At 33.3% G+C, this 22878-nt stretch carries 22 protein-coding genes; 8 read left to right on the top strand and 14 right to left on the bottom strand.

Features of this window, described 5'->3' with window-relative positions:
• Positions 1-75: 75 nt before the first annotated feature.
• The 8 genes from AC1Q5Z_RS15820 to AC1Q5Z_RS15855 form a co-directional block, all read right to left on the bottom strand.
• Complete coding sequence (locus AC1Q5Z_RS15820) at positions 76-792, bottom strand: 3-ketoacyl-ACP reductase (protein ID WP_492445855.1); 717 nt, start codon at positions 790-792, stop codon at positions 76-78.
• Positions 793-905: 113 nt separating this feature from the next.
• Positions 906-1493: an LURP-one-related family protein gene (locus tag AC1Q5Z_RS15825; protein ID WP_198858304.1), complete on the bottom strand. Its 588-nt coding sequence runs from the start codon at positions 1491-1493 to the stop codon at positions 906-908.
• 86 nt (positions 1494-1579) lie between these two features.
• Positions 1580-1918, bottom strand: a complete 339-nt coding sequence (locus AC1Q5Z_RS15830; RefSeq protein ID WP_343588773.1) for a hypothetical protein — start codon at positions 1916-1918, stop codon at positions 1580-1582.
• Between the two features lie 7 nt (positions 1919-1925).
• On the bottom strand, positions 1926-4046 hold the full coding sequence (locus tag AC1Q5Z_RS15835; protein ID WP_492445858.1) for a vWA domain-containing protein: 2121 nt from the start codon (positions 4044-4046) through the stop codon (positions 1926-1928).
• Positions 4047-4126: 80 nt separating this feature from the next.
• Positions 4127-5095 (bottom strand): hypothetical protein, encoded by a 969-nt coding sequence (locus AC1Q5Z_RS15840; protein ID WP_492445860.1) that lies wholly within the window; start codon positions 5093-5095, stop codon positions 4127-4129.
• Between the two features lie 2 nt (positions 5096-5097).
• Complete coding sequence (locus AC1Q5Z_RS15845) at positions 5098-5598, bottom strand: RNA polymerase sigma factor (RefSeq protein WP_198858308.1); 501 nt, start codon at positions 5596-5598, stop codon at positions 5098-5100.
• Between the two features lie 214 nt (positions 5599-5812).
• Positions 5813-6280: a hypothetical protein gene (locus AC1Q5Z_RS15850; RefSeq protein WP_343588770.1), complete on the bottom strand. Its 468-nt coding sequence runs from the start codon at positions 6278-6280 to the stop codon at positions 5813-5815.
• A gap of 10 nt (positions 6281-6290) precedes the next feature.
• The gene (locus tag AC1Q5Z_RS15855) at positions 6291-7127 is read right to left on the bottom strand and encodes a DUF6929 family protein (RefSeq protein ID WP_198858310.1); all 837 of its coding nucleotides are present in this window, start codon (positions 7125-7127) and stop codon (positions 6291-6293) included.
• A 92-nt stretch (positions 7128-7219) separates the two neighbouring features.
• Between AC1Q5Z_RS15855 and AC1Q5Z_RS15860 the strand changes: the two genes are divergently transcribed.
• From AC1Q5Z_RS15860 to AC1Q5Z_RS15870, 3 genes are all read left to right on the top strand, one after another.
• Positions 7220-8104: a PPK2 family polyphosphate kinase gene (locus tag AC1Q5Z_RS15860; protein ID WP_198858311.1), complete on the top strand. Its 885-nt coding sequence runs from the start codon at positions 7220-7222 to the stop codon at positions 8102-8104.
• 208 nt (positions 8105-8312) lie between these two features.
• Positions 8313-9362, top strand: a complete 1050-nt coding sequence (locus AC1Q5Z_RS15865) for a sensor histidine kinase (RefSeq protein WP_343588768.1) — start codon at positions 8313-8315, stop codon at positions 9360-9362.
• Between the two features lie 340 nt (positions 9363-9702).
• Complete coding sequence (locus AC1Q5Z_RS15870; protein WP_492445863.1) at positions 9703-10416, top strand: LytR/AlgR family response regulator transcription factor; 714 nt, start codon at positions 9703-9705, stop codon at positions 10414-10416.
• A gap of 2 nt (positions 10417-10418) precedes the next feature.
• On the opposite strand, the gene AC1Q5Z_RS15875 is transcribed toward AC1Q5Z_RS15870, so the two are convergent.
• Together AC1Q5Z_RS15875 and AC1Q5Z_RS15880 are read right to left on the bottom strand one after the other, a co-directional pair.
• Positions 10419-11354 (bottom strand): DUF6268 family outer membrane beta-barrel protein, encoded by a 936-nt coding sequence (locus AC1Q5Z_RS15875; RefSeq protein WP_492445864.1) that lies wholly within the window; start codon positions 11352-11354, stop codon positions 10419-10421.
• Positions 11355-11520: 166 nt separating this feature from the next.
• A complete protein-coding gene (locus AC1Q5Z_RS15880) occupies positions 11521-12039 on the bottom strand; it encodes a hypothetical protein (protein WP_198858315.1) in 519 nt (172 codons plus the stop codon).
• A 190-nt stretch (positions 12040-12229) separates the two neighbouring features.
• Between AC1Q5Z_RS15880 and AC1Q5Z_RS15885 the strand changes: the two genes are divergently transcribed.
• From AC1Q5Z_RS15885 to AC1Q5Z_RS15895, 3 genes are all read left to right on the top strand, one after another.
• A complete protein-coding gene (locus tag AC1Q5Z_RS15885; protein ID WP_492445866.1) occupies positions 12230-13615 on the top strand; it encodes an MATE family efflux transporter in 1386 nt (461 codons plus the stop codon).
• 97 nt (positions 13616-13712) lie between these two features.
• The gene (locus AC1Q5Z_RS15890) at positions 13713-13940 is read left to right on the top strand and encodes a DUF8828 family protein (RefSeq protein ID WP_008468034.1); all 228 of its coding nucleotides are present in this window, start codon (positions 13713-13715) and stop codon (positions 13938-13940) included.
• A 36-nt stretch (positions 13941-13976) separates the two neighbouring features.
• Positions 13977-15914, top strand: a complete 1938-nt coding sequence (locus tag AC1Q5Z_RS15895; protein ID WP_492445868.1) for an LTA synthase family protein — start codon at positions 13977-13979, stop codon at positions 15912-15914.
• Positions 15915-16039: 125 nt separating this feature from the next.
• On the opposite strand, the gene meaB is transcribed toward AC1Q5Z_RS15895, so the two are convergent.
• The 3 genes from meaB to AC1Q5Z_RS15910 form a co-directional block, all read right to left on the bottom strand.
• A complete protein-coding gene (gene meaB, locus AC1Q5Z_RS15900; RefSeq protein ID WP_492445870.1) occupies positions 16040-17134 on the bottom strand; it encodes a methylmalonyl Co-A mutase-associated GTPase MeaB in 1095 nt (364 codons plus the stop codon).
• Between the two features lie 258 nt (positions 17135-17392).
• On the bottom strand, positions 17393-18034 hold the full coding sequence (locus AC1Q5Z_RS15905; RefSeq protein WP_177212378.1) for an NAD(P)-dependent oxidoreductase: 642 nt from the start codon (positions 18032-18034) through the stop codon (positions 17393-17395).
• A gap of 58 nt (positions 18035-18092) precedes the next feature.
• Positions 18093-18500 (bottom strand): RrF2 family transcriptional regulator, encoded by a 408-nt coding sequence (locus tag AC1Q5Z_RS15910; protein WP_113679775.1) that lies wholly within the window; start codon positions 18498-18500, stop codon positions 18093-18095.
• 254 nt (positions 18501-18754) lie between these two features.
• On the opposite strand from AC1Q5Z_RS15910, the gene AC1Q5Z_RS15915 reads away from it, so the two are divergent.
• Both AC1Q5Z_RS15915 and AC1Q5Z_RS15920 read left to right on the top strand, forming a co-directional pair.
• Entirely contained in the window at positions 18755-19666 is a 912-nt protein-coding gene (locus tag AC1Q5Z_RS15915; RefSeq protein WP_343588764.1) for an AEC family transporter, read from the top strand.
• 112 nt (positions 19667-19778) lie between these two features.
• Positions 19779-20417: a peroxiredoxin gene (locus AC1Q5Z_RS15920; RefSeq protein WP_198858320.1), complete on the top strand. Its 639-nt coding sequence runs from the start codon at positions 19779-19781 to the stop codon at positions 20415-20417.
• Positions 20418-20581: 164 nt separating this feature from the next.
• Here AC1Q5Z_RS15920 and AC1Q5Z_RS15925 read toward each other — a convergent pair whose 3' ends face one another.
• Complete coding sequence (locus tag AC1Q5Z_RS15925; RefSeq protein ID WP_198858321.1) at positions 20582-22819, bottom strand: cation:proton antiporter domain-containing protein; 2238 nt, start codon at positions 22817-22819, stop codon at positions 20582-20584.
• Between the last annotated feature and the right edge of the window lie 59 nt (positions 22820-22878).

Here is a 22878-nt window from a genome sequence, read left to right on the forward strand (position 1 = left end):
TTCCAATACTAAAATTCCAAATTCCAATTGCTTTGAGATTGGAATTTGGAATTTCAAAAAATTGGAATTTAATTTTTAAGGATTAGTAGACCAAATACTGCTGTTTTTAATAAATACTCTTCTATTTAATTTTAGCTGAGCAATAATTAAATCTGCCATATCTTCAGACTGCATTACTTTTTCTGGGTTTCCGTCAGTAAGATTAAGATCTTTTGCCATGTCAGTTGCAACTGTACTTGGCGTTAATGCTGTAACACGAATATTGTGTTTTCTCATTTCCTGCATCAAAGAATCGGTTAAACCTAAAACAGCAAATTTAGAAGCACTGTATGCACTTGTCAAAGCGTTTCCGTTTAGTCCAGCAGTTGAAGAAATATTGATAATGTCTCCACTTTGCCTTTCGATCATATTTGGGATAATCGCGCGAGTTGTATAATACGTTCCCATTAAATTTACCTGAATAATTCTTTCCCAAGCCTCTGGTTCTAATTCTAAGAACTTCCCAAAAGAAGCAATTCCGGCGCTATTAATTAAGATGTCAATACTTTTAAATTCTGCGATTGCTTTTTCAGCGGCAGCATTTATAGAATTAATATCAGAAACATCTGCAGCTAAAGCCAAAGTTTTTACACCAAGTTTAGAAGTTTCTTCTGCCAATTGATCGATATCGCTTTTAGTTCTAGAAACTAAAATCAGGTTTACACCTTCTTTTGCCAAAGCAATTGCTACAGCTTTCCCTATTCCTTTTCCTGCGCCAGTAATAAAGGCATTTTTATTTTTTAAGTCGGTCATGATTGTATTTTTAGAAATGCAGAAAGCATCATTTTAAGTCTTACAAAAATAAGATTTTGAAAACTAAAATAATGCTTTAAAAGATATTCTTAATCTAAGTTTAACAAGTTTTGTTATTCTTTTAGAACCATGTCAATACACATTACAGCTCCTAATATCAATTGTCTCAAGGAACTATCAGCTGGAACTGAATCTTCAATTTGAAGTGCATAATTATCAGCAGTTGTAAAAAACTCTTTTCCTAATCCGGCCCATTTTTTATTTACTTGAGCCAATTGTTTGCCTTCATGTGAGAATTTAAAATCCCAACCTGTCCATTTTCCTTGAAGTGTTGCTACAGGTTTTTCGTTTTTATCCAGAATATCAAACTTTCCTCCAATTGAGAAGAATTTTTGTTTGAAAGTTCCAATCAAATGATCTTTTTCATCCAACACTTCGACAGTCGATCTAAAGATGGCAATATCTCTTCTTACGGTAATTAGCTTTTCGCCAGAAGCAGTTGTAATTTCAATATTAAATGGAGTTGCTCTTTTATAATCTGTAAAGCGGAATATTTTTGTGAAAAAACCAAGATTGTTTTCTCGGCAGTTCATAATAATTTGATTGTTTTCTGGATGATATATGTCGTAGTTATTTGCGGCTTTGAACATTCCGATATGTTCTTTTACTAAAAATAGATTTTGGCTTAAAATAGGATTCATACGTGTGTAAAATAATTTTTAAAAATAAAGTCGCAAATGTAATACAATATTGACTAATTGTAGATTTTATAAAGCTGGATTAAAGCTTATTTTTTGCTAGTTATAACAATTGCACCGTTTTCTCCTCGATCTCCATAAATCAATTTAGCTTCTTTACCTTGTAGTACTTTCAAAGACTCGATGTCATTTGGATTGATTTTAGAAACTTTTAGGCTATCAGCTATTCTTCCGTCCAAAACATATAAAAGTTTAATAAAAGCAGATTTTGGTGGGCCACAAATTATCACTTTAGAAGATTGGGCTTGTGGCACAGAAGAAATAGGAATTGTATCTTTTTTCTTTGATGAAACCGTTTTGTTCTGTGCCATCGCTCCATAACTAAGTAATATTAAAATAGAGAATGAAATGAGTTTTGTAATTTTCATTTACTGACTAGTTATATTGTTTTGCTCCCTCAACCAAACGAATAAATTCTGCTTTATAACCTTCGCCATCATTCGAATTTCCTTGTCTTGCTAGTTTCAGAATTTCTTCTGAAGATTTGTTAGCGATTAATTTTGAATCTCTCAATTTTAATCCGAACCAAGCTACTGCAGAGCTAAATTTCATATCGTCACTCGCTTTTTCTAAAACAACCGATTTGTTTTCGATTACCTGAACCATTTCGATACTTTTTTCTCCGTCAGGTTTTTTGTAACGAAATTTAATAGTGGCTAATTCTCCATTGTAATTATTCGAATTTGTTTCTGTTTTAGTGTATTTTAAGTTATCTGGCTGTTCGGCTAAATAATCGCTTTTTACTCCAGCCGGAATAATTTCATACAAAGCCGTAACGGTATGATTACTTCCTAATTCTCCAGCATCAATGGCATCATTCTTAAAATCTTCTGGACGCAATTTTCTGTTTTCATATCCAATCAAACGATAAGCCTGAACTTGTTTCGGATTAAATTCAATTTGAATTTTTACATCTTTCGCGATAGCAAACATAGAGCCTTTAAATTCTTTTCCTAAAAAACGATTTGCTTCTTGAATGTTATCGATATAAGCATAATTTCCGTTTCCTTTATCAGCCAAGATTTCCATTTTGCTGTCCTTGTAATTTCCCATTCCGTAACCTAGACAAGTCAAGAAAACGCCTGTTTTTCTCTTCTCTTCAATTAATTTTTCCATATCAGAATTAGAAGAACTTCCAACATTAAAATCTCCATCAGTAGCCAAGATTACTCTGTTGTTTCCGCTTTTTATGAAATTTTCAGCAGCAATTTTATAAGCCAATTCAATTCCTGCTCCTCCAGCTGTACTTCCTCCAGCTTGTAAATTGTCTAATGCATTAATAATTGTTTTTTTATCGTCTCCAGAAGTTGGAGGCAAAACCATTCCTGCTGCGCCAGCGTAAACCACAATTGCCACTTTGTCTTTTGGTCTTAATTCGTCAACCAAAATTTTCAATGATTGTTTTAGTAATGGCAATTTGTTCATGTCTTCCATAGACCCAGAAACATCAATTAAGAAAACAAGATTTGAAGCTGGTAAATCCTGAGTTGGAATATTTTTTCCTTGCAAACCAATTTTCAATATTTTGTTGTTTGAATTCCAAGGGGAATCGCTCACTTCTGTATTGATAGAAAACGGATGTTCATTTTTTGGCTGCGGATAAGTGTATTTAAAGAAATTAACCATTTCTTCAACACGTACAGCGTCTTTCGGAACTTGCTGTCCGTTATTTAAAAATCGTCTGATATTGGTATATGAAGCATTATCAACATCTATAGAGAAAGTTGAAAGTGGCGCTGTTTTCGGACTTTCGAAAGCATTTTCTACAAAAGAATCGTAATCTTCTTGAGTTGGTTCGGTCGGAATTGGCAGGATTTTCAACTTTTTATCCAATTCTTTTTCTGTTAGGTTTTTGTAGATTTCGTTTTTGGTTGAAATAATCACAACACCATTTGAAGCTTTACTTCCATAAATCGAAGTTGCAGCTTGATCTTTTAAAACCGAAACATTATCAATATCATTCGGATTTATTTTTGCCATTTGGTTGGCTTTTGCAGGAACTCCGTCAATAATATACAGCGGTTCATTTTTTGGAGAAACAGATTCATTTCCGCGAATGGTAATAGTTGGGCTTGGAGTGTAAAGGGAATTACTTTCAGCTTGAATTTTTGTTCTTTTTCCTTTACGTTCCGAGACTGAACCAGTTACCATTGATTTTTTTTGGACACCATATCCAACCACTACCACTTCTTGAAGTTGAGCATTATTTTCTTTTAGGACTACATTAATTATGTTAGAATCTTTAACATAAATAGTTTGAGAATCCATTCCTACGTAACTAAAAACAAGGGCATCTCCTTTTTTGGCTTGAATAGAGTAGTTTCCATCATAATCAGTTTGACTATATTTTTTAGTTCCTTTAATCGTTATCTGAACTCCAGGAAGCGGTAAATTAGATTTATCTGTGACAGTTCCAGAAATCGTTCTTTCTTGCGCCATACTTACGAAACATATAAGCATAGCAATGGCTGATGAAATAAGTTTTAGACTTTTCATGATTATAAGTTTTAAGAATTAATGTTGAGATTTAACTTTGTCAAAGTTTCAAACTTTGACAAAGTTCTGTTGTGACCTGATTATTTTTTAGGAGCAGGTTTTCCGTTTTTAGTAGTAATTATAACAACTCCTTTTTTTCCTTTTTCGCCATATTTAGAAGTGGCTTCAAGGTCTTGTAAAATCGTTATGGTTTTAATGTCTTGTTTATCTAAGGGAGCATACGGACTCGTTGGATTTTTTCCGAATAAATCATTTTCTGAATAATAGATTCCGTCAATGATATACAAAGGTTCGTCAAGAACTACAAGCGAATCTAAATTTTCTGGCTGTAAATTCGGAAGTTCGTTCTGAATCATTTTGTCTTTTTTGACATCGTCGCTGTGCGCAATTGCATTTCCGTTTAGAACGACTAAAGGAGTGCTTTTTCTAGCTTTTTGTGATGGCGGTACGGTAGAATAAGCAACTTTTGAAGACTCTCTTTCAGGATAACTTGAATAACCCATATCTGGAGTTACTTCTTTTTTGGATGAGGTATTGTCTTCTTCTCCAAATGTTTCTTCTAACAAGACTTTTTCAGGAATTGCTTTTTCTGCCACAATTTGTGGCGCTGGAATAGATTGAATTGGTTCGGTTTTATGAATGGTTGTTTCCTGAATCGCAACTCTTTCTTTATTTTTAGTTTTATTTTCTAAAATTTTAATCGCTTCTTCATTAGAAATTATTTGTGAATCTGAAGATGGAGTTGCAACTTTTTTATCTAAAATGGGTTGCTCTGGTTGTTTTATTTCTTTTTCTTCTAGAACAACTTTTGAAGTTTCTGCTGCAGTTTCTTTATTTGCATGCAAAAATTGATATCCTAAAGAAATAAGTAATAGAAGAGAAGCTGCAATCGCAATTTTTTTCCACAAAACGATTGTTTTTTTATCTTCTTTTTTGTCCAGTTTTTCTTCTACGCGCGACCAGACTTTTTCCATTCCTGGAAAGTCTTGAAACTCGGCTTTTTGCGAAGCTTCTTTTATTTTATCGAATAATTTATCTTGATTGTCCATGACTATTTTGCTTTTTGATAATACAATTTATTAACCAGTTCTTTCAGTTTGGTCTTAGCGGCATTCAATTGTGATTTTGAGGTGCCTTCAGAAATCTTTAGCATTTCGGCTATTTCTTTGTGTCCATAACCTTCAATAACAAAAAGGTTAAAAACCGTTTTACAGCCGTCTGGAATGTGGTTTAATAAATTAAGCAAATCTTCTTCTTCCAACGTATTTAGTTCATCGACAGAAGGCTGAGAAATTAGCTTTACGTCGTCTAAATACATGTTGAAGTTGGTTGCTTTTCTAATAGTTGCCAAACAATGATTTACAGTTATTCTTTTAGCCCAAGCTTCAAAAGCATATGCTTCTTTTAACTGATCTAGTTTGGTGAAAATAGTAAAGAAAGAATCGGCCAAAGCTTCTTCTATTTCTTCTTCCTTCTTTAAATATCTTTTGCAAAGGCGGTACAACTTAGGCGCCATGTATTCGTACACTTCGCGTTGGGCATCGCGGTGCATTTTTTTACAGTTTGCTATTTGAGTCTCGTTTATCACAATTGTTGTCTTTCTTATAAAGAGAGATAAAAAGATAAAAAGGTTGGGACGGAGGTGAAAAAAAAATTTTTTAAGGTTCAGAGTTGCAAAGATTCAAAGTTGCAAAGGTTTTATTGTAGAGATGCGCAGCAGTGCGTCTTACGTTTAGTTTTTTTGAAATGATAAAATTAATTTATTTTTAATTTTGGTGTTTCTGATACCAATCTTCAATTTTGTTAATTGATTCCTTATCTGTTTTAGGATTGCTGTTTAAGCCCAAATTAATTTTTGTTTTAGAAATGTAAGAGTTCAGAAAAATTATTGCAAAACCTCCAACTTCAGCATCTTCATTTGAAATAGTTGAAGAAAAGAAATTCATATATCCACAGCATTTTTCTTTAGAATTCATAATAGAAATTAGATATGGGATATCTTTTTGTTTTACCCAGTTTTCAGGAAATTCTCCAAGCAATGTAACAAAATTTAGTTGAGACTTTTTATTGTATTTTTCTTTAAAGAGAGTAATAAACGATTCTGGATTTAAATCTTTTGGAGATAAATTCTTATGATATTCTTTTTCTAGGTTATTTATTTTAAAGGCATAAAATAAATAGCCTCCAACGAAAAGACTAAGAACAATTATCAATAAAAGAATTACTTTTTTCATAAAAACTAAATTACTTAATCTGCAAAGTCAACTTATAAATCTTTGTTTCTAAAAGCTCGGTGTCATTATCTTCACAAAGTAAAAACTCTATTTTATTGTTTTCTTTTTTGTAGAAAGTCAGGCCTTCAAATTTATTGGTTGCTGTAATTTTTTGAGTGAAATCTATTTTCATCGTTTTAACATCGATTCTTCCAATGAAACTTCCTAAAATTGTGCCATCGTCATAAGTAGATTTGGTATCTTCTGCAGTTGAAAGGAAGTAGATTTTATCATCGACCAAAATAGCATCGGTAAAGCTAGAACGAACACCTTTTATTTTTGGGAGTTTATAATTGACAGAAATCAAGGCAAATTCTTCTCCTAGATTTTTGGCGTGAATGGTAAAAATCGTGTTTTTGTTAGAAACGCCGTTTCCGCGATTGAATAAATACCAATTTTCTCCGTCAAAAATTGCGCCTTCCAAATTGAAATCTTCGGGTTTTATTTCTCCGAAATTTTGCATTACAGCATACAAATCGACTAAATTATTCTTTTGTAAAATCGTTTTTGATTTGATATCAAACGCGATCATTTTATTTCGATTTTCGGTTGACCCAGAACCAAACACATACAAGGTGTCGTTGTGATGTGTTAAAGATTCAAAATCAGGTTTTAGATTCTTAGGGATATTTTGTGTTGGATTGTCAATTAAAGGATGCTGATTTAATTGTTTGTTTTCGATGTTATATTCATAAAGAAATCCGCTGTTGTCGCCAATTACGTAAAGAGAGTTATTATTTAAAAATAATCCTGATGCAGAACCGATTCCGATAATGTGAAATAATATTTCTAATGTGAATTTTTCCATGAAATGTTGTTTTTATTGCAATGAATAGTAGTTCCAATAGTTATCGGAATTCGTAAAATTACTATATTTATAAGACAAAAAATCAAAAAGATATGAAATCAATAGATCCGAAAGATTTTAAAGTTGTTGAGAAAATTAAGCTCAAGGAAATTCCGACTTTATTATCTATAAAAGCCGATGACGACGAAAAAGAAGAGAAATTAGATAAGGTTCAAGCCAAATTAAGCGATTTACAAGATGTAATGTATGCGCACAATAAATATGCGGTTCTTATTTGTCTTCAGGGAATGGATACTTCGGGAAAGGATAGCTTGATTCGAGAAGTTTTTAAAGAATTTAATGCACGTGGAGTAGTGGTGCATAGTTTTAAAACGCCAACTTCGGCAGAGTTAGAGCATGATTATTTATGGAGGCATTATATTGCACTTCCAGAAAAAGGAAAGTTTGCCATTTTTAATAGAACGCATTACGAGAATGTTTTGGTTACGCGCGTGCATCCTGAATATATTTTGGGAGAAAACTTACCAGGAATAAATTCTGTAGATGATATCACACCCGATTTTTGGAAAAATAGAATTGAACAAATCAATAATTTTGAAAAGCATATTGCTCAAAATGGTACAATCGTGATGAAGTTCTATCTTCATTTAAGTAAGGAAGAACAGCGTCAGCGTTTATTGCGACGTTTGGAGGAAGAAAAACACAATTGGAAATTTTCGCCTGGAGATTTGAAAGAACGTGGGTATTGGGATGACTATATGAAGTATTATGAAGAAGCTATAAATAAAACCTCGACTTCGCATGCGCCTTGGTATATTGTTCCCGCAGACGACAAGGAAATGTCTCGCTATATTGTAGCTAAAATTATTTGGGAAGAAATGAAAAAACACACTGATATTACAGAACCTGAACTAGACGAAAAAACAGCGGCAAATATTGAATTGTATAAAAAGGAATTGGGAGAGAAGGTGAAATAATGGAGATAATTACTCAATCTGATAATTTTTTGAACCCCGATAGGTTGTTAAGAATCTGTCGGGGTTATTTTATATTCCATTGGTCAAAACAAAAACGCAGTTCGTCAAATTAATTTTGATAGTAATTGTGGTTTGTGCTTCTTTGTGGTTTGTTTGAAAAATATAGGACTACTTTTGAAGTTAAATTTTCTCAATAAATTATTTATAGATGATCGCAATCAATAAAAACAGGCATTGGATGTTTTTAGTCTTTTTTTGGAGCTTATTAGGTATCACGATTTGGGCGCAAATGATCGAAGACTATGATTTTTTGATCGCTACAATTCAAGCTATTTTAGTTTTGATTTGTTCTGCTGTTTTGGCTCATATTTTAAGTGATGTTATATTGCCCAAAGCGCTAAAACAAAATAAAATGAACTGGTTTGCAGTACAAAGCGTTGTTGTTGTACTGCTTTTGGCATTTTGTCTGTCATTGATTTATATTGTTTTTTCAGATTCGGTTATAAGAAGAAAAGCATATCCTGAAGAAGCAGATGTAGATTCTCTCCATTTTTTATGGTCGCGATTTTATGGTAACATTCCGTCAGCGATTTTAATTTGCGGTACTGCCTGCGGACTTCGGTTTTATCAAGAACATAATGTTATCGAAAGAAATCATGCGCAATTGCAGCAGGTTCATCTTGAAGCTCAAATCAAGATTTTGCAGGATCAGATAAATCCGCATTTGATGTTTAATGTATTGAATCATATTCATATTCTGATGCAGAGTAATGTAAAGCTAGCTTCAGATTTATTAGTTCAGTTTTCGGATATTTTGCGTTATCAATTGTATGAATGCAACAAAGAATATGTGCCTTTGCATCTTGAAATTAAATATTTGAAGGATTTAATTGCTGTTGAAGAAACGCGTTGGGGGAATGAATTGGAAGTGAAAAGCAAATGGAATATCGAAGACGGACAACTTCAAATCGTGCCATTGCTTCTGGTTCCTCTGATCGAAAATGCTTTTAAACATGTTTCACGACTTCCAAATCAAAAAGGATTTGTGCATTTGTCTTGTGAACAGATTAATAAACAATTGAATTTTAGAATTGAAAACTCGTATACAGAACAATATAAAGTGCCATCTAAAAGCCAGGGATTAGGGCTTGAAAATGTAAAGAAAAGGCTGACGATTCAATATCCGGAAAAACATCAATTCAATATCAATAAAACAGATTCTGACTTTACAGTTACTGTGACCTTAGATTTGAAATGATTTTTTTTTGCCACGAATTGCACGAATTAACGTGAATTTTTTATCTGCTACTTTGTGAACTTTGCGGTTAAATTTTTTGCCACAGATTAAAAGGATTAAAGGGATTTTTTTTGCGGCGAATTAGCACGAATTTTTAATCTGTTATATTTTGACATAACGCTTTGTGATCTTCGCATCCTTTATAAAAATTAAAACTTTGCGAACTTTGCGTAAATCTTTGTGCACTTTGCGGTTAAATTTTTTGCCACAGATTATCAGATTAAAAGGATTTCAAAAAAATCTGCTAAATCTGCGGGAAACAAAAAACATTAAACATTAAACCTGAAACAAAAACAATATTATGAGCATGAAATGTCTCGTTATAGATGATGAACCTATCGCAAGAAACGGAATCGTAGACTTTATTTCTAAAATTGATTTTCTAGAAGTTGCCGGTACTTGCGCGTCTGCATTAGAAGCGACTTCATATCTTCAAGAAAAGCAAATCGATTTGATGTTTCTGGATATCAATATGCCATATCTTACGGGATTGGAGTTTTTGGAATCGTTAGAAAAACCGCCTTTGGTAATTTTCACAACAGCCTACTCAGAACATGCTTTAGATGGGTATCGTTTGCAGGTTGTAGATTATTTATTAAAACCTATTACGTTTCAACGTTTTTATCAAGCTTCTTTAAAAGCTAAGCAATGGCATCAAATGATTAACTCTCCAAAGCAGAATCAATTAGATCCGTTTTTATATGTACGTCAGGAAGAAGGATTTCAGAAAATTTCTTGGGTAGACATTTTATATATAGAAGGAATGCAGAATTATGCTAAACTTCATTTTAAAGATAAGGTTCTTGTTATTCATCAGACCATGATTTCATTAGAAGAAACACTTCCCGCAGAAATTTTCTTTAGAATCCATAAATCTTTTCTTGTCAATATTACCCACATAGATTCTGTTTCCGGCGGACGATTATTTATAAAAGGACAAGAACTACCCATTTCAAGAACGCGCCGAGAAGCATTGCTGAAAGAGGTAGTTTATAAAAATTTATTGAGTAGGTAGGTCTAGAATTTCCATTTTAGAGCTAATGCTCCGTAAAAAGTTGTTGTGAATCTTGGATCGGCTATATCTTTCTCTTTAAAAATATCCTTAATCTTTCTATTCGTAGTAGAGAAATTACGAACTAGTGTCGTTCCTGCGGTAGGTTCCAGAGTCCAATGTTCGCCAAACTTAAGCTGTGGTCGTAAACCGGCAATAATTTGCTGATAACCCAATAACGAAGATTTATTTCCAATCTTGGTTTCGGCCGTCATACCGCTTAATTCTCCGACGAGTTTTAAATCAAAATTGTCATTCATGCGGTAACCTAATTCTACGCCTTCAGGAAAAGCAACTTTAAAATGCAGAGCTCCTCTGGATTCCCAGTTAAAATAAATTCCAGGAAGTACCATTGGTACACCAAAACTATTGGTTAAAACTGGCCCTACACCCAAAGCCAGATTCGGGTTAAATTGTTTAATAAAAAGTACTCCACCTTGCATTAGGACATCATCTTTGTTAATCTCTACCATGTCTGTGTAAATACCTACCGAAGCCATGATAAATAACGACCAGGAAGAAGAAATAGATCGTATGTGCTTAATGCCAATTTGAGTGTTTAGTAATTCATTCGGAAATCCGCCTTGAAACTCTGCTGGAAGATCTTGAATATTGTAGTTTCTGTTTTCCATTTTGGCATAACTTCCATTTACAATAACAGACCAAAGTCTAGGATGATTGTATTTGTCCATTTTTAAAGAAAGCGGTATTTCAAAAGCAATCTGGGCTCTTTTAAAATTACTTTCGGCATCTGTTTTTGTACTGTCTATTGGTCGTACATATTTAGAAAAAGGAACGTAATCGACTTTAAATTCACCTGAAATTCCCGATTGAGATCGTGCAGCAAGAGTAGCCAATAAAAAAAGAAAAAGCTGCGAGAGATAAAAAACTGTTTTGTTCATGATTTGATTAATTTTTCTGCGAATTACCGCGATCTAAATCAATCCTAAAAAATCATTTGACTAATGGCACTTGTGTTTTGACCAACGGTAAAAAATAAAAAACCCGACAGACTCTTCAGACTGTCGGGTTTTTACCAAAAACAAAATAATAAATTAAACCTATTTTTTATAGTTTAAAACCATAAGCAACACGCAATGCTACCTGATTGGTTCTAAAATCATGATAATCTTCGTAACGAACACTTAAGTCAATGTACTTGTTGGCATAACCAATACCGGGAGCCCATAAAAAAGTTGTTTTATCGTAACCATTTGTTACTGCAAAACCAGCACCAAGCTCACCTAGAACATAAAATTGATCTTTTAAAACAAACGCTTTAAAACCTGCTTTTGCTGGAATAAAACCAAGATCTTTTACGTTATTTCCAAGTTCATCTTTTCCCATAAATAAATTTGTAAATCCCGTTGTTAAGGTTAATGATGTTTTTTTAGAAAGATCGTACTGTAGACGTACATCTCCACCAAGAGACCAGTCATAATCGTTATCAGTAGGAAGTCCTCCATTTAATCCGACTCCTAATCTAAAACCCTGATCGTAATTTTCTACTCCGCTATCTTGAGCAAAAGTTGTGTTGGCAAATAAAAACGTGAACGCAGCTAGGCATAACATCTGTAATTTTTTCATGGCTTATATTTTTGAAATTTCTATAATGTAAAATTATATGCAAGGCATTTGGAGTTTGTTATACAATTTTTAAAAATCGTTACATAATATTGAGTCCGTCTTATTTTTGTCTTAAAATTGGGATATATTTTTATTGATAGGATAGAATTCGAAGCTTCTGACTATCTTTGCCGACTAAAATTGATTACAAGTGAATTTAAAGCAGTACACCAAAGAGTTTTCGTATAATTTAAGACTAGCATATCCCGTAATTTTGGGTATGGTCGGACATACTTTAATTGGTATTGTCGATAATATAATGGTTGGGAAAATAGGAAGCACAGAATTGGCCGCAGTTTCTCTTGGTAATAGTATGATCTTTATTGCAATGTCTCTAGGAATTGGATTTTCTACAGCAATAACTCCAATTGTTGCAGAAGGCGATGCAGAAAAAAACGATACAAAAATTAGATCTGCTTTTCATCATGGTTTATTTCTATGTACAATTCTCGGTTTAGTGCTTTTTACCGTAATTATGTTTGCTAAACCAATTATGGAGTTGTTGAAACAGCCAGCAGATGTTATTGTTCTTGCAAAACCATATTTGGGTTGGGTTGCTTTTTCTTTAATTCCGTTGGTAATGTATCAAGGATATAAGCAATTTGCAGACGGAATGTCATTAACCAAATATTCGATGTATGCTATGGTTATGGCAAATGTGCTTCATGTTGGAATTAATTATGTTTTGATTTATGGAATCTGGATTTTTCCAAAAATGGGAATTATCGGTGCAGCACTTGGTACCGTGATTTCGAGAATATTTTTGGTCATGTTCATGCATATTATGCTTTCAAGAAGAGACGATCTAAAACGCTTTTTTAAAGGTTTCAGTTTTAATGAAATTAAAAAGGCAACAATAGAAAAGATTATCAGCATCGGATTTCCTTCTGCAATGCAAATGCTTTTTGAAGTAGTTTTGTTTACAGCGTCTATCTGGCTTTGCGGAAATATCGGAAAAACAAGTCAGGCAGCAAATCAGATTGCTTTAAGTTTGGCTTCAATGACTTTTATGTTTGCCATGGGATTAAGTGTAACTTCGATGGTTCGTGTCAGCAATCAAAGAGGTTTAATGGATTATAAAAAGCTAATTGTTGTAGCACGTTCAATTTTCCTGCTTGCTATAATCTTAGAAACAATTTTTGCAATTTTCTTTATTATTTTCCACGATTATCTGCCTTATATTTTCTTGAATATGGAAAATACAGGACAGGTTTTAGATAACGAAGAAGTGATCGGAATTGCCTCAAAATTGCTTTTAATTGCAGCAATTTTCCAGATTTCTGACGGAATTCAGGTTGTGGTTTTAGGCGCATTGCGTGGGTTACAGGATGTAAAAGTGCCAATGTACATTACTTTTGTAGCCTATTGGGTTATTGGTTTCCCTATTTCGTACTATTTAGGAGAACATACCGAATTGAAAGCGCAGGGAGTTTGGATCGGACTTTTGGCAGGTTTAACCGCAGCGGCAATTTGTTTGTATATTCGTTTTCATTACCTAACAAAGAGATTAATTATCAATTCAGATCTAAATAACTAAATTTGAATAAAAATAAGTCAGAGATTATAGAGTATAAAGTCAGGAGAAATCCTTTTAATCTGTGGCTAAAAAATAACCATTAAAAAAAATAATAGATATGGAATTACCTAAATTTTTACTTGGAGATAATACCGATTTTCCAGACGATATTTTTATCATTCACCTAGATTACCCAAGATTCATTATCAATTTGAAAGATGATGAGGTTGAGTTTTTGGAAGAACCGGAAGATCTTGACGAAGCTGAATTAAACGCGGAAATGGAGAGTTTAATCGAAAAGGCAAATGAGTTTTATGACAGAGAAATTAACCGTTACGAAGAGTAATCTATTTTCTAATCTTACGTTCTTATACTATTTTTAATGAAAAATTTACGTTTTTTAAAACCTATTTTCAGTTTTATATTAATCGGATTATTGATTACCACTTTAAGCCGAATCTTTTTATTTTTTCTTTTTAAAGAAAGAGTAGTGCAGACGCCAGATTTCTGGTATATTTTTCCGATCGGATTACGAATGGATTTAATATTACTGTGTTATTTGTCATTTTTGCCAGCAGTTCTAATTACTTTTCTGCCAAATAAATGGATAAAATTCACCAACAAATTTCTGGTAATTTATAGTTTTCTATTTCTGTTTTTAATTCTTTTTGTAGAATTAGCTTCTCCAGATTTTGTAAAGCAATATGATACGCGCCCAAATAAGATTTTCTTAGACTATCTTATTTATCCAAAAGAAGTGGTTGGAATGCTTTTAAAAAGTTACCTGACTTCAATCATTGTGACTTTTTTAATTCTTGGCGTTGTACTGTATTTTGCATTCAAAAAAGGGAAACGATTATTCCATACTACAATTACAGAATATAAATTCAAATTAATGGTGTTTCCATTAGTTGCTTTTTTATTGTTTTTCGGAGCACGTTCGAGTCTTACTTCAAAACGACCTATTAACGCTAGTAATGCTGTTTTTTCAACAGATCAGCTTACAAATACTTTGGGATTAAATTCATTTTATACTGTTGCTTTTGCCGCATATTCAATCAAAAATGAAGGAAACACCAAAATGTATGGTAAAATGGATGAAGCCGAAGCGATCGCTCGTGTAAAAAAATACATGATCGCTGGTCCAAACGATTTTACCGATAAGGATATTCCGTTTCTACACGTACAACAACCCGATTCTGTTATGAAAAAGCCATATAACTTGGTGATATTTTTACAGGAAAGTTTAGGTGCAGAATATGTTGGAATTTTGGGAGGAAAACCATTAACTCCAGAATTTGATAAATTGTCTAAAGAAGGATTATTGTTCACCAATTTGTATTGCACAGGAACCAGAAGTGTTCGCGGAATTGAAGCAGTTGTAACTGGATTTTTACCTTCGCCATCAGAAAGTGTAGTGAAGCTTGGAAACTCACAACAAGGATTTTTTACACTTGCCGATGCTTTAAAACAAAAAGGCTACGATACAAGTTTCATTTATGGCGGAATGGCAAACTTTGACAATATGGCTTCGTTTTTTAACGGAAATGGTTTTACAGACATTGTAGACCAAACCGATTTTGATTCTGATGGAAATAAATATGCTTTCAAAGGAACTTGGGGTTATTCTGATGAAGATTTGGTTACGAAAGCCAATCAGTATTTCAAATCAAAAGGAGATAAACCATTTTTCTCTTTAATGTTCTCGACTTCAAATCACGAACCATTTGAATATCCTGCAGGAAGAATTAAACCTTACGATAAAAAGCCTAATACGGTAAATAATGCCATGAAATATGCTGATTTCTCTATTGGGAAATTCTTTGAAATGGCGAAGAAAGAACCGTATTTTAAAAACACGATTTTCATTGTAATTGCTGACCATAACACAAGAACTTATGGAAAAAATTTAGTGCCAATAAACAAATTCCACATTCCAGCATTTATTATGGGGCCAGGAGTTCCAAAAGGAGCTGTTTATGATAGATTGGCAAGTCAGATTGATATTCCGCCAACATTGTTAAGTTACTTAGGACTTCCGTTTGAAACTCCAATGGTAGGAAGAAACCTAAGCAAACTCGATCCAAAAGTACAAGGAAGATCGATCATGCAGTTTAATGATATCAATGCATTTAGAGTTGAAAATCAGGTTGTGATCATGCAACCAAATTTGAAGCCATTGCAGTTTGAAATCAAAAATGATACAACTTTAGTTCCAGTTAAATTAAATGAAGAATTAGCAAAAGATGCTTTGGCACATGTAATTACAGCAGGGAATCTTTATAAGGAAAATAAATATAAGCTTAGAGCTAAGAAATAAAGATGCTAAGGTACTAAGTTGCTAAGCTTCTAAGTTTTGTCACATTGAGCGAAGTCGAAATGCTATATAGTTCTTGACCCCGCTCGACCAGACAAGAAACCTTAGTAACTTAGAAGCTTAGTATCTTAGAACCTTTTTTTAAAATATAATTTTAACAACTCAGAAGCAGCTGCAAAAGATGAAATTTCATTGTTTTGCACTGCTTTTTTGCTTTCTTCTAAAAGCGAAATGATTTCTGGCTGATTATAGAAATTCTGTTTCAATTGTTCATTGATGGTTTCCATCATCCAGAAATGATTTTGTTCGTTTCTTTTTTCTTGAAAAAATCCTGTTTCTTTCGTCATTTCAAAATAATCAGAAATCGTATTCCAAACTTCACGAATTCCATCTTTTGTTAGAGAACTGCAAGTAGTAACTTTAGGTTGCCAGTTCGATTTTTTTGGAGGAAATAAATGCAAAGCTCGATTAAACTCCAATTTCGCCTGATTTGCCTTTTTTATATTATCTCCATCTGCTTTATTAATAACGATGGCATCTGCCATTTCCATAATACCGCGTTTAATGCCTTGAAGTTCGTCGCCTGCGCCAGAAATTTTTAAAAGCAAAAAGAAATCGACCATACTGTGAACGGCAGTTTCGCTTTGGCCAACACCAACAGTTTCGATAATAATAGTATCAAAACCTGCGGCTTCACAAAGAATAATAGTTTCTCGGGTTTTTCGCGCCACACCGCCCAGAGTTTGACCTGAAGCACTTGGACGAATAAAAGCGTTTTCGTCTTTAACCAATTCTTCCATTCGGGTTTTATCACCGAGTATACTTCCGTGTGAGAGCGAACTGCTTGGATCGACTGCTAGAACCGCTACTTTTTTTCCTAATTGTGTCAGATGTTTTCCAAAAGCTTCAATAAAAGTGCTTTTTCCAACTCCAGGAACACCTGTAATTCCAATTCGTACTGATTTATTGGCATGAGCTAAACAGCCTTGAATTACTTCGCTTGCTTTTTCAAAATGATCTGGATTAGTGCTTTCAATTAAAGTAATGGCACGACTAAGAGAAGTTCTGTTTCCTTCTAAAATATCCTTAATTAACTCTTGAGAAGTCGGTTGTTGTCTGCGTTTGCTTTTAATTTGATTGATAGCCAAAATATTGGTGATTTCGGGAGGTGAAATTCCAGCTTTTTCAGAGATGCTACCAGTTTGTTTATTAGAATTTGACAAAACGCACTTTTTAGAAATGTAAAAGTACAGAAAACAAAAACAGTTTCAAAAAGTTAGATTGCCACTAATTGCACGAATTCTCACTAATTTGTTATGCCAAAAAGTAGTAAAAAAAAAAATTGCCACGAATTACACAAATTTTTACAAATTTTTTCTTCTATAGTAGCAGAAGAATAATTCGAGGAAATTTGTGTAATTCGTGGCAAAAAAACTTAGTAGCTTAGAATCTCAGAACTTTAGCAACTAAAAAAAAAAAAATTAATATCCAGCAGTAAATCTAACCTGATGATGTTTTGGAGTTTCCACTTCGTCAGCAATAACAACTGCCAAATCTTCTACAGAAAGAATACTTCTTTGCTCGTCATTGAAAACAGGATTTTCTAAACCTAAACGATATTTTCCAGTTCTTCCTGTTTTAGTTCCAGCATGCATTTCGAAAGCAGGACTAAAGAATGCCCAGTCTAAATCTTTTTCTTCTTTAATAATGTTTAAATAATGTCTTGCAGCATTTGCACCAGGGAATATCTCTTTTGGAAAATCTGGAGTATCAACTGCCTGTAAATCTGGAGCAACATATAAACTTCCTGCACCACCAATAGTGATAAAACGTTTTACTCCCGATTTTTTAACTGCTTCTTGAATAGCTTTAGAACCAGCTAAAAAGTCATCGTAAATATTTGGATTTGTCCATCCAGGGTTATAAGCATTAACCACAGCATCGTGACCTTTTAAGATTTCTGCCAAAGCATCAACATTAAAAATATCTGCAGCAACCCAAGTAGCGTTTGGAGTGTCTTTTGGAGTTCTTGCAATAGCAGTGATTTCATGTTTTCTATCTGCTAATTCGTTTAAAATTGCTGAGCCAACAAATCCTGTAGCTCCGATAAGTGCGATTTTCATAATATATAAATTTATTTAGTAATAAAAAATGTTACAGTTTTGGATAAAAAAATAGTTTTTAAAATTGATTCGAAAAATCTTCCAATGAAATTCCTTCAAGCTGTGCGCTCACTTTCTGATTCATTTCGCTATATAAATTCTCCAAATGCTGATTGATGTTTTTTCCAACAGGACAATCAGGATTTGGTTGATTTTTAGCAAAACCTAAACCGATCGTTTCAAAAGTCATTTCGAATATTTGTTTTAAAGTCAGTTCAGCAGCGTTTACTGCCAATTTTGTCCCGCCATTTTTTCCTTCTTTACTTTCTACGATATGATGTGCTTTTAAGTTGGCAATTTCTTTTCTGACCAATACTGGATTAAGATTAATACTTCCCGCAATAAACTCCGATGACAAATAATCATTTGGAAATTTATGGAGCAAAGTAAGAATGTGAATCGTTATGGCAAATTTACCTGAAATCATACTGTAATAAAATATGTTACAAATTTACATGTTTTTGCAACACAAAGTACTAATTTAACTAATTTTTGGTAAAAACAGATTACTAGAATGTAAAAAGTGATTGTTAATTGTTTGAAATTGAGTGGTTTTTGGTGTAATGTTATAGGTTTAACAAAAGAAAATCAATAGTTGTGATTCCTTTAAAAGGGTTAATTACTATTTTCTTTTCACTTTTCACAAAATGGAAATAACTATTTTTGCTGTAATCTTATTATATGAACAACTTTATTTTAATATTTCTCTTTCTTTCGTTAGGTCTAGTTTTACAACAAGTAAAACAATTTCCTACTCATATTTATAAGACGCTTAATAAAATTGTTATTTATTTCTGCCTTCCTGCCATTACTTTATATCATATTCCGAAAATAAAATGGAGTAGTGAATTAATGTTTCCGATAGGTGCGGGGTGGATTACTTATATTTTGGCTTTTCTATTTTTTCATTTTTTAGGAAGAAGAAATGGATGGTCAAATAAATTGATAGGATGTTTGATTCTAACTGCAGGATTAAGCAACAGTTCTTTTCTTGGTTATCCAATTATAGAAGCTTTGTATGGAAAGAAAGGTTTAGAAACTGCCGTTTTGGTAGATCAGCCGGGAACTTTTGTAGTGGTTTCAACTCTTGGTGTTTTTACGGCAGCTTTTTATTCTAAAGGAAGCCCAAATGCATTAGGGATTTTCAAAAAGATTATTTTATTCCCACCTTTTATTATGTTCGTTTTGGCATGTTTGATGAATATTTTTGATTATCATTTAAATGACAATTTTGAATCTATTCTGCTAAAAATTGGAAGTTTGGTAACACCTTTAGCTTTGCTTTCGGTTGGTTTGCAATTGACTTTTGATCGAAAAAGCCAACATTGGAAATTTTTACGTCTAGGACTTTTCTTTAAACTGCTTTTAATTCCTTTTGTCATTTTTGTATTGTATGTTTTTATTTTCAATCAGCATTCTGAAGTAATAAAAATTACCATCATGGAAACGGCAATGGCACCCATGATTACAGGTGCAATCTTGGCTTCAACATACGGATTAAAACCAAAACTGAGTAGTATGATGATTGGTTTTGGAATTCCGATTTCCTTTGTAACACTTGCTTTTTGGTACTTTGTTCTCGCTTTTATTTAGCAGTAAAATACTAATTATATCGACAAAGTAGAATTTTAACTTTTTTTAAGAAAATCAATGTTTTCTATATGCTTTTTTTGGTTAATTTTAGAGGAACTAAAAAAGATAAATTATGTCAACATTAAGATTAGGCGATATAGCACCAGATTTTCATGCAGAAACGACGCAAGGACCAATTAACTTTCACGAATGGTTAGGAGATTCTTGGGGCGTTTTATTTTCGCATCCAGCAGATTTTACTCCGGTTTGTACTACTGAATTAGGAACTGTAGCGAACTATGTTCCAGAATTCAAAAAAAGAAATACTAAGGTTATTGCTTTGAGTGTAGATGGCCTAGAGTCTCATAAAGAATGGATTAAAGATATCAACGAAACTCAAAATACAGAAGTGAATTTCCCAATCATTGCAGATGAGGATAAAAAAGTAGCAAATCTGTACGACATGCTTCATCCAAATGCAAGTGACAAATTTACAGTTCGTTCTGTTTTTGTTATCGGACCAGATAAAAAAATCAAATTAACGCTGACTTATCCAGCTTCTACAGGAAGAAATTTTGACGAATTACTTCGTGTAATTGACAGTTTACAATTGACTGCAAATTATAGTGTTGCAACTCCTGCAAACTGGAAAGATGGAGAAGATGTGGTAATTGCACCAGCAATTCCAGACAGCGATATTCCAGCAAAATTCCCAAAAGGACATACGCCAATAAAACCTTATTTGAGATTGACTCCACAGCCGAATAAATAATATTCGGAGTTTCTAAGTTTCTGAGATGCTAAGATTCTAAGGTTTTTTCAAAATAATGAATATAAAAAGCGCTAAAATTTCATAACGAAATCTTAGCGCTTTATTTTTTACGAAAGTTTAAAAAGATTCCGGATAAAAACTTAGTATCTCAGTATCTCAGAACCTTACTTCGCTGCCAACAAAGCATTCATTTTTTTCTTGTCTCCTACAACCCAAAGAATGTCATTTTTCTCTAAGATTAAACTAGATTCTGGATTTAGAATACGATTTCCGTTTCTTTCAATTCCTACGACCATTCCGTCTGTTTTGGCTCTAAATTGTCCGATGCTTTTTTGAATGAATTCGTCTTGAGAAACTTCAAGCTGACGTAAAACAATATCGGTTTCTTCTACTTTTGCAGGTGGTTCTGTTTCGTTTTGAGTTAAGAATTTTGTGAATTCTGCAATTTGAGCGTCGGTTCCAATTACGCAAATTTCATCGCCAGGAAATAAACGTTCGGTTTTGGTAGGAATAGGAATGGTAACTTCTCCTCGTTTAATGTAAGCGATATTAATTCCCAACTGCTCACGAATTTTAAGTTCTTGTAAAGTCTGACCTACTAAATTGGATTCTTTTTTAATTTCAAAGAAAGACATGTGTCCATCCCAAGGCATTAAATTAGCATATCTTCTGTCGATCTTTTTATTTTCACGATCGTTGAAGTTTTTCAAAAAGTGATTTTCAATTTTATGATATTGCTCGTTTAATTTTTTAGGGAAAATTTGATAAGCCCCAATGGCAATAATCAATGCTACAAAAGCAACCAAAGGAGAGAAAAAGATATTTAATAAAAACCCGACAAAGAACAAGCCAAGACTCATTCTGATTAAGATAAGCATTAAAAGTGCGCCACGATATTTTCGCTCTTCCCAAAGAGCTTCAACTTCATCTACTTTTACACGACGAAGCGAAAGCGCCCACAAAAACGGTGCAATTGCAACTAAAGTCAGTAAAGCCGCCAAAGTATTTCCGAATCTTGTATCTGCAACCAATGGTGCAACAAATTTTGATGACAATAAAATAATTGCTGTAATAATAATGGTGTGAAGAATAATTTGTGTAATCGAAGAACGAAGTACAATCTGCCAAGTGCTTACAGATTTGATGGCTTGCGCATTCACACTATATCGGTTAATGTTTTTAACCCATTTTTTAGGCATTTTTGACTCTAGAAAGAAAGCAAAACGCTCTGAATATTTAATTAAGAATGGAGTAGTAAAAGTGGTAATTGCAGATACGGCAACAATAATTGGGTATAAGAAATCACTTGTAACTTTTAAAGTCATTCCAAGAGTTGCAATAATAAAAGAAAACTCTCCAATTTGTGCCAAACTCATTCCCGTTTGAACAGATTGTTTTAATGGCTGGCCAGAAATTAAAGCTCCGATAGAAGAACTAAATGCTTTTCCGAATATGGTTAACAAAGTGATTATAGCAACAGGAAGCGCATAATTTACCAATGTTACAGGATTAATTAACATCCCAACAGATACAAAGAAAACGGCTCCAAAAAAATCTTTTACGGGCTGAATTAAATGTTCAATTTTTTCAGCCATCGTCGTTTCAGCAATAATAGATCCCATAATAAAAGCACCTAATGCAGGAGAAAAACCAACATTTGAAGCAAAAATTACCATCATTAAACATAGTGCCAATGAGATAATCAGCAGCATTTCATCAGTTAATAGATGTTTTGCTTTTTTAAAGATTGTCGGAATAATAAATATTCCTCCTAAGAACCATATGATTAAGAAGAAAATAAGTTTTAAAACAGATTGCAGTAATGCTGTTCCTGAAACCTGGTCGCTTACCGCAATAGTAGATAATAAAACCAACATTAAAATGGCAACAATATCTTCTACAATTAAAGCTCCGAAAACAATTCCAACGAATTTTTTCCCTTTAACTCCTAATTCATCAAAAGCTCTGATAATAATAGTTGTGGACGAAATAGAAAGTGTTGCTCCCAAGAAAATACTATCCATTTTTCCCCAGCCCATCCACTGTCCGACGCAATAACCAATTATGGTCATAAACATAATTTGCGTTATGGCCGTGACAGACGAAGTCCCTCCAACTTTCATTAGTTTTTTAAAGCTGAACTCGAGTCCTAAACTGAAAAGCAAAAATATCACCCCGATTTCGGCCCAAACTTCAACACTTTTCATGTCGGTTATTGATGGGAAAAAATCAAAATGGTTTCCAGCCAAAAAACCTGCAATCAGGTAGCCTAAAACCAAAGGTTGTTTCAATCTTCTAAATAATAGAACGGCAATTCCGGCAGTCATTAGGATTAAACCTAAATCACTAATTAAAGGTTGTAAGTGGTGTGTAGTTTCAGCAGCGGCGCTTAGTGCAATCATATGTGGCATTTTGGTTTTCGGTGAGCTTGATCCAGCTTTTCACTTAAAGTTTTTTGTTC

The sequence above is a fragment of the Flavobacterium sp. GW823-FHT06G12 genome (genome assembly GCF_058794775.1).

Excerpts from the sequence above, each read along its gene's own strand:
- AC1Q5Z_RS15880 (WP_198858315.1), bottom strand. The coding sequence starts at position 12,039 with ATGAAAAAATTACAGATGTTATGCCTAGCTGCGTTCACGTTTTTATTT.
- AC1Q5Z_RS15910 (WP_113679775.1), bottom strand. The coding sequence starts at position 18,500 with ATGATTTCAGGTAAATTTGCCATAACGATTCACATTCTTACTTTGCTC.
- AC1Q5Z_RS15905 (WP_177212378.1), bottom strand. The coding sequence starts at position 18,034 with ATGAAAATCGCACTTATCGGAGCTACAGGATTTGTTGGCTCAGCAATT.
- AC1Q5Z_RS15915 (WP_343588764.1), top strand. The coding sequence starts at position 18,755 with ATGAACAACTTTATTTTAATATTTCTCTTTCTTTCGTTAGGTCTAGTT.
- AC1Q5Z_RS15840 (WP_492445860.1), bottom strand. The coding sequence starts at position 5,095 with ATGGACAATCAAGATAAATTATTCGATAAAATAAAAGAAGCTTCGCAA.
- AC1Q5Z_RS15845 (WP_198858308.1), bottom strand. The coding sequence starts at position 5,598 with ATGCACCGCGATGCCCAACGCGAAGTGTACGAATACATGGCGCCTAAG.
- AC1Q5Z_RS15825 (WP_198858304.1), bottom strand. The coding sequence starts at position 1,493 with ATGAATCCTATTTTAAGCCAAAATCTATTTTTAGTAAAAGAACATATC.
- AC1Q5Z_RS15895 (WP_492445868.1), top strand. The coding sequence starts at position 13,977 with ATGAAAAATTTACGTTTTTTAAAACCTATTTTCAGTTTTATATTAATC.
- AC1Q5Z_RS15865 (WP_343588768.1), top strand. The coding sequence starts at position 8,313 with ATGATCGCAATCAATAAAAACAGGCATTGGATGTTTTTAGTCTTTTTT.
- AC1Q5Z_RS15835 (WP_492445858.1), bottom strand. The coding sequence starts at position 4,046 with ATGAAAAGTCTAAAACTTATTTCATCAGCCATTGCTATGCTTATATGT.
- AC1Q5Z_RS15875 (WP_492445864.1), bottom strand. The coding sequence starts at position 11,354 with ATGAACAAAACAGTTTTTTATCTCTCGCAGCTTTTTCTTTTTTTATTG.
- AC1Q5Z_RS15855 (WP_198858310.1), bottom strand. The coding sequence starts at position 7,127 with ATGGAAAAATTCACATTAGAAATATTATTTCACATTATCGGAATCGGT.
- AC1Q5Z_RS15890 (WP_008468034.1), top strand. The coding sequence starts at position 13,713 with ATGGAATTACCTAAATTTTTACTTGGAGATAATACCGATTTTCCAGAC.
- AC1Q5Z_RS15920 (WP_198858320.1), top strand. The coding sequence starts at position 19,779 with ATGTCAACATTAAGATTAGGCGATATAGCACCAGATTTTCATGCAGAA.
- AC1Q5Z_RS15870 (WP_492445863.1), top strand. The coding sequence starts at position 9,703 with ATGAGCATGAAATGTCTCGTTATAGATGATGAACCTATCGCAAGAAAC.
- AC1Q5Z_RS15925 (WP_198858321.1), bottom strand. The coding sequence starts at position 22,819 with ATGATTGCACTAAGCGCCGCTGCTGAAACTACACACCACTTACAACCT.
- AC1Q5Z_RS15830 (WP_343588773.1), bottom strand. The coding sequence starts at position 1,918 with ATGAAAATTACAAAACTCATTTCATTCTCTATTTTAATATTACTTAGT.
- AC1Q5Z_RS15850 (WP_343588770.1), bottom strand. The coding sequence starts at position 6,280 with ATGAAAAAAGTAATTCTTTTATTGATAATTGTTCTTAGTCTTTTCGTT.
- AC1Q5Z_RS15820 (WP_492445855.1), bottom strand. The coding sequence starts at position 792 with ATGACCGACTTAAAAAATAAAAATGCCTTTATTACTGGCGCAGGAAAA.
- AC1Q5Z_RS15860 (WP_198858311.1), top strand. The coding sequence starts at position 7,220 with ATGAAATCAATAGATCCGAAAGATTTTAAAGTTGTTGAGAAAATTAAG.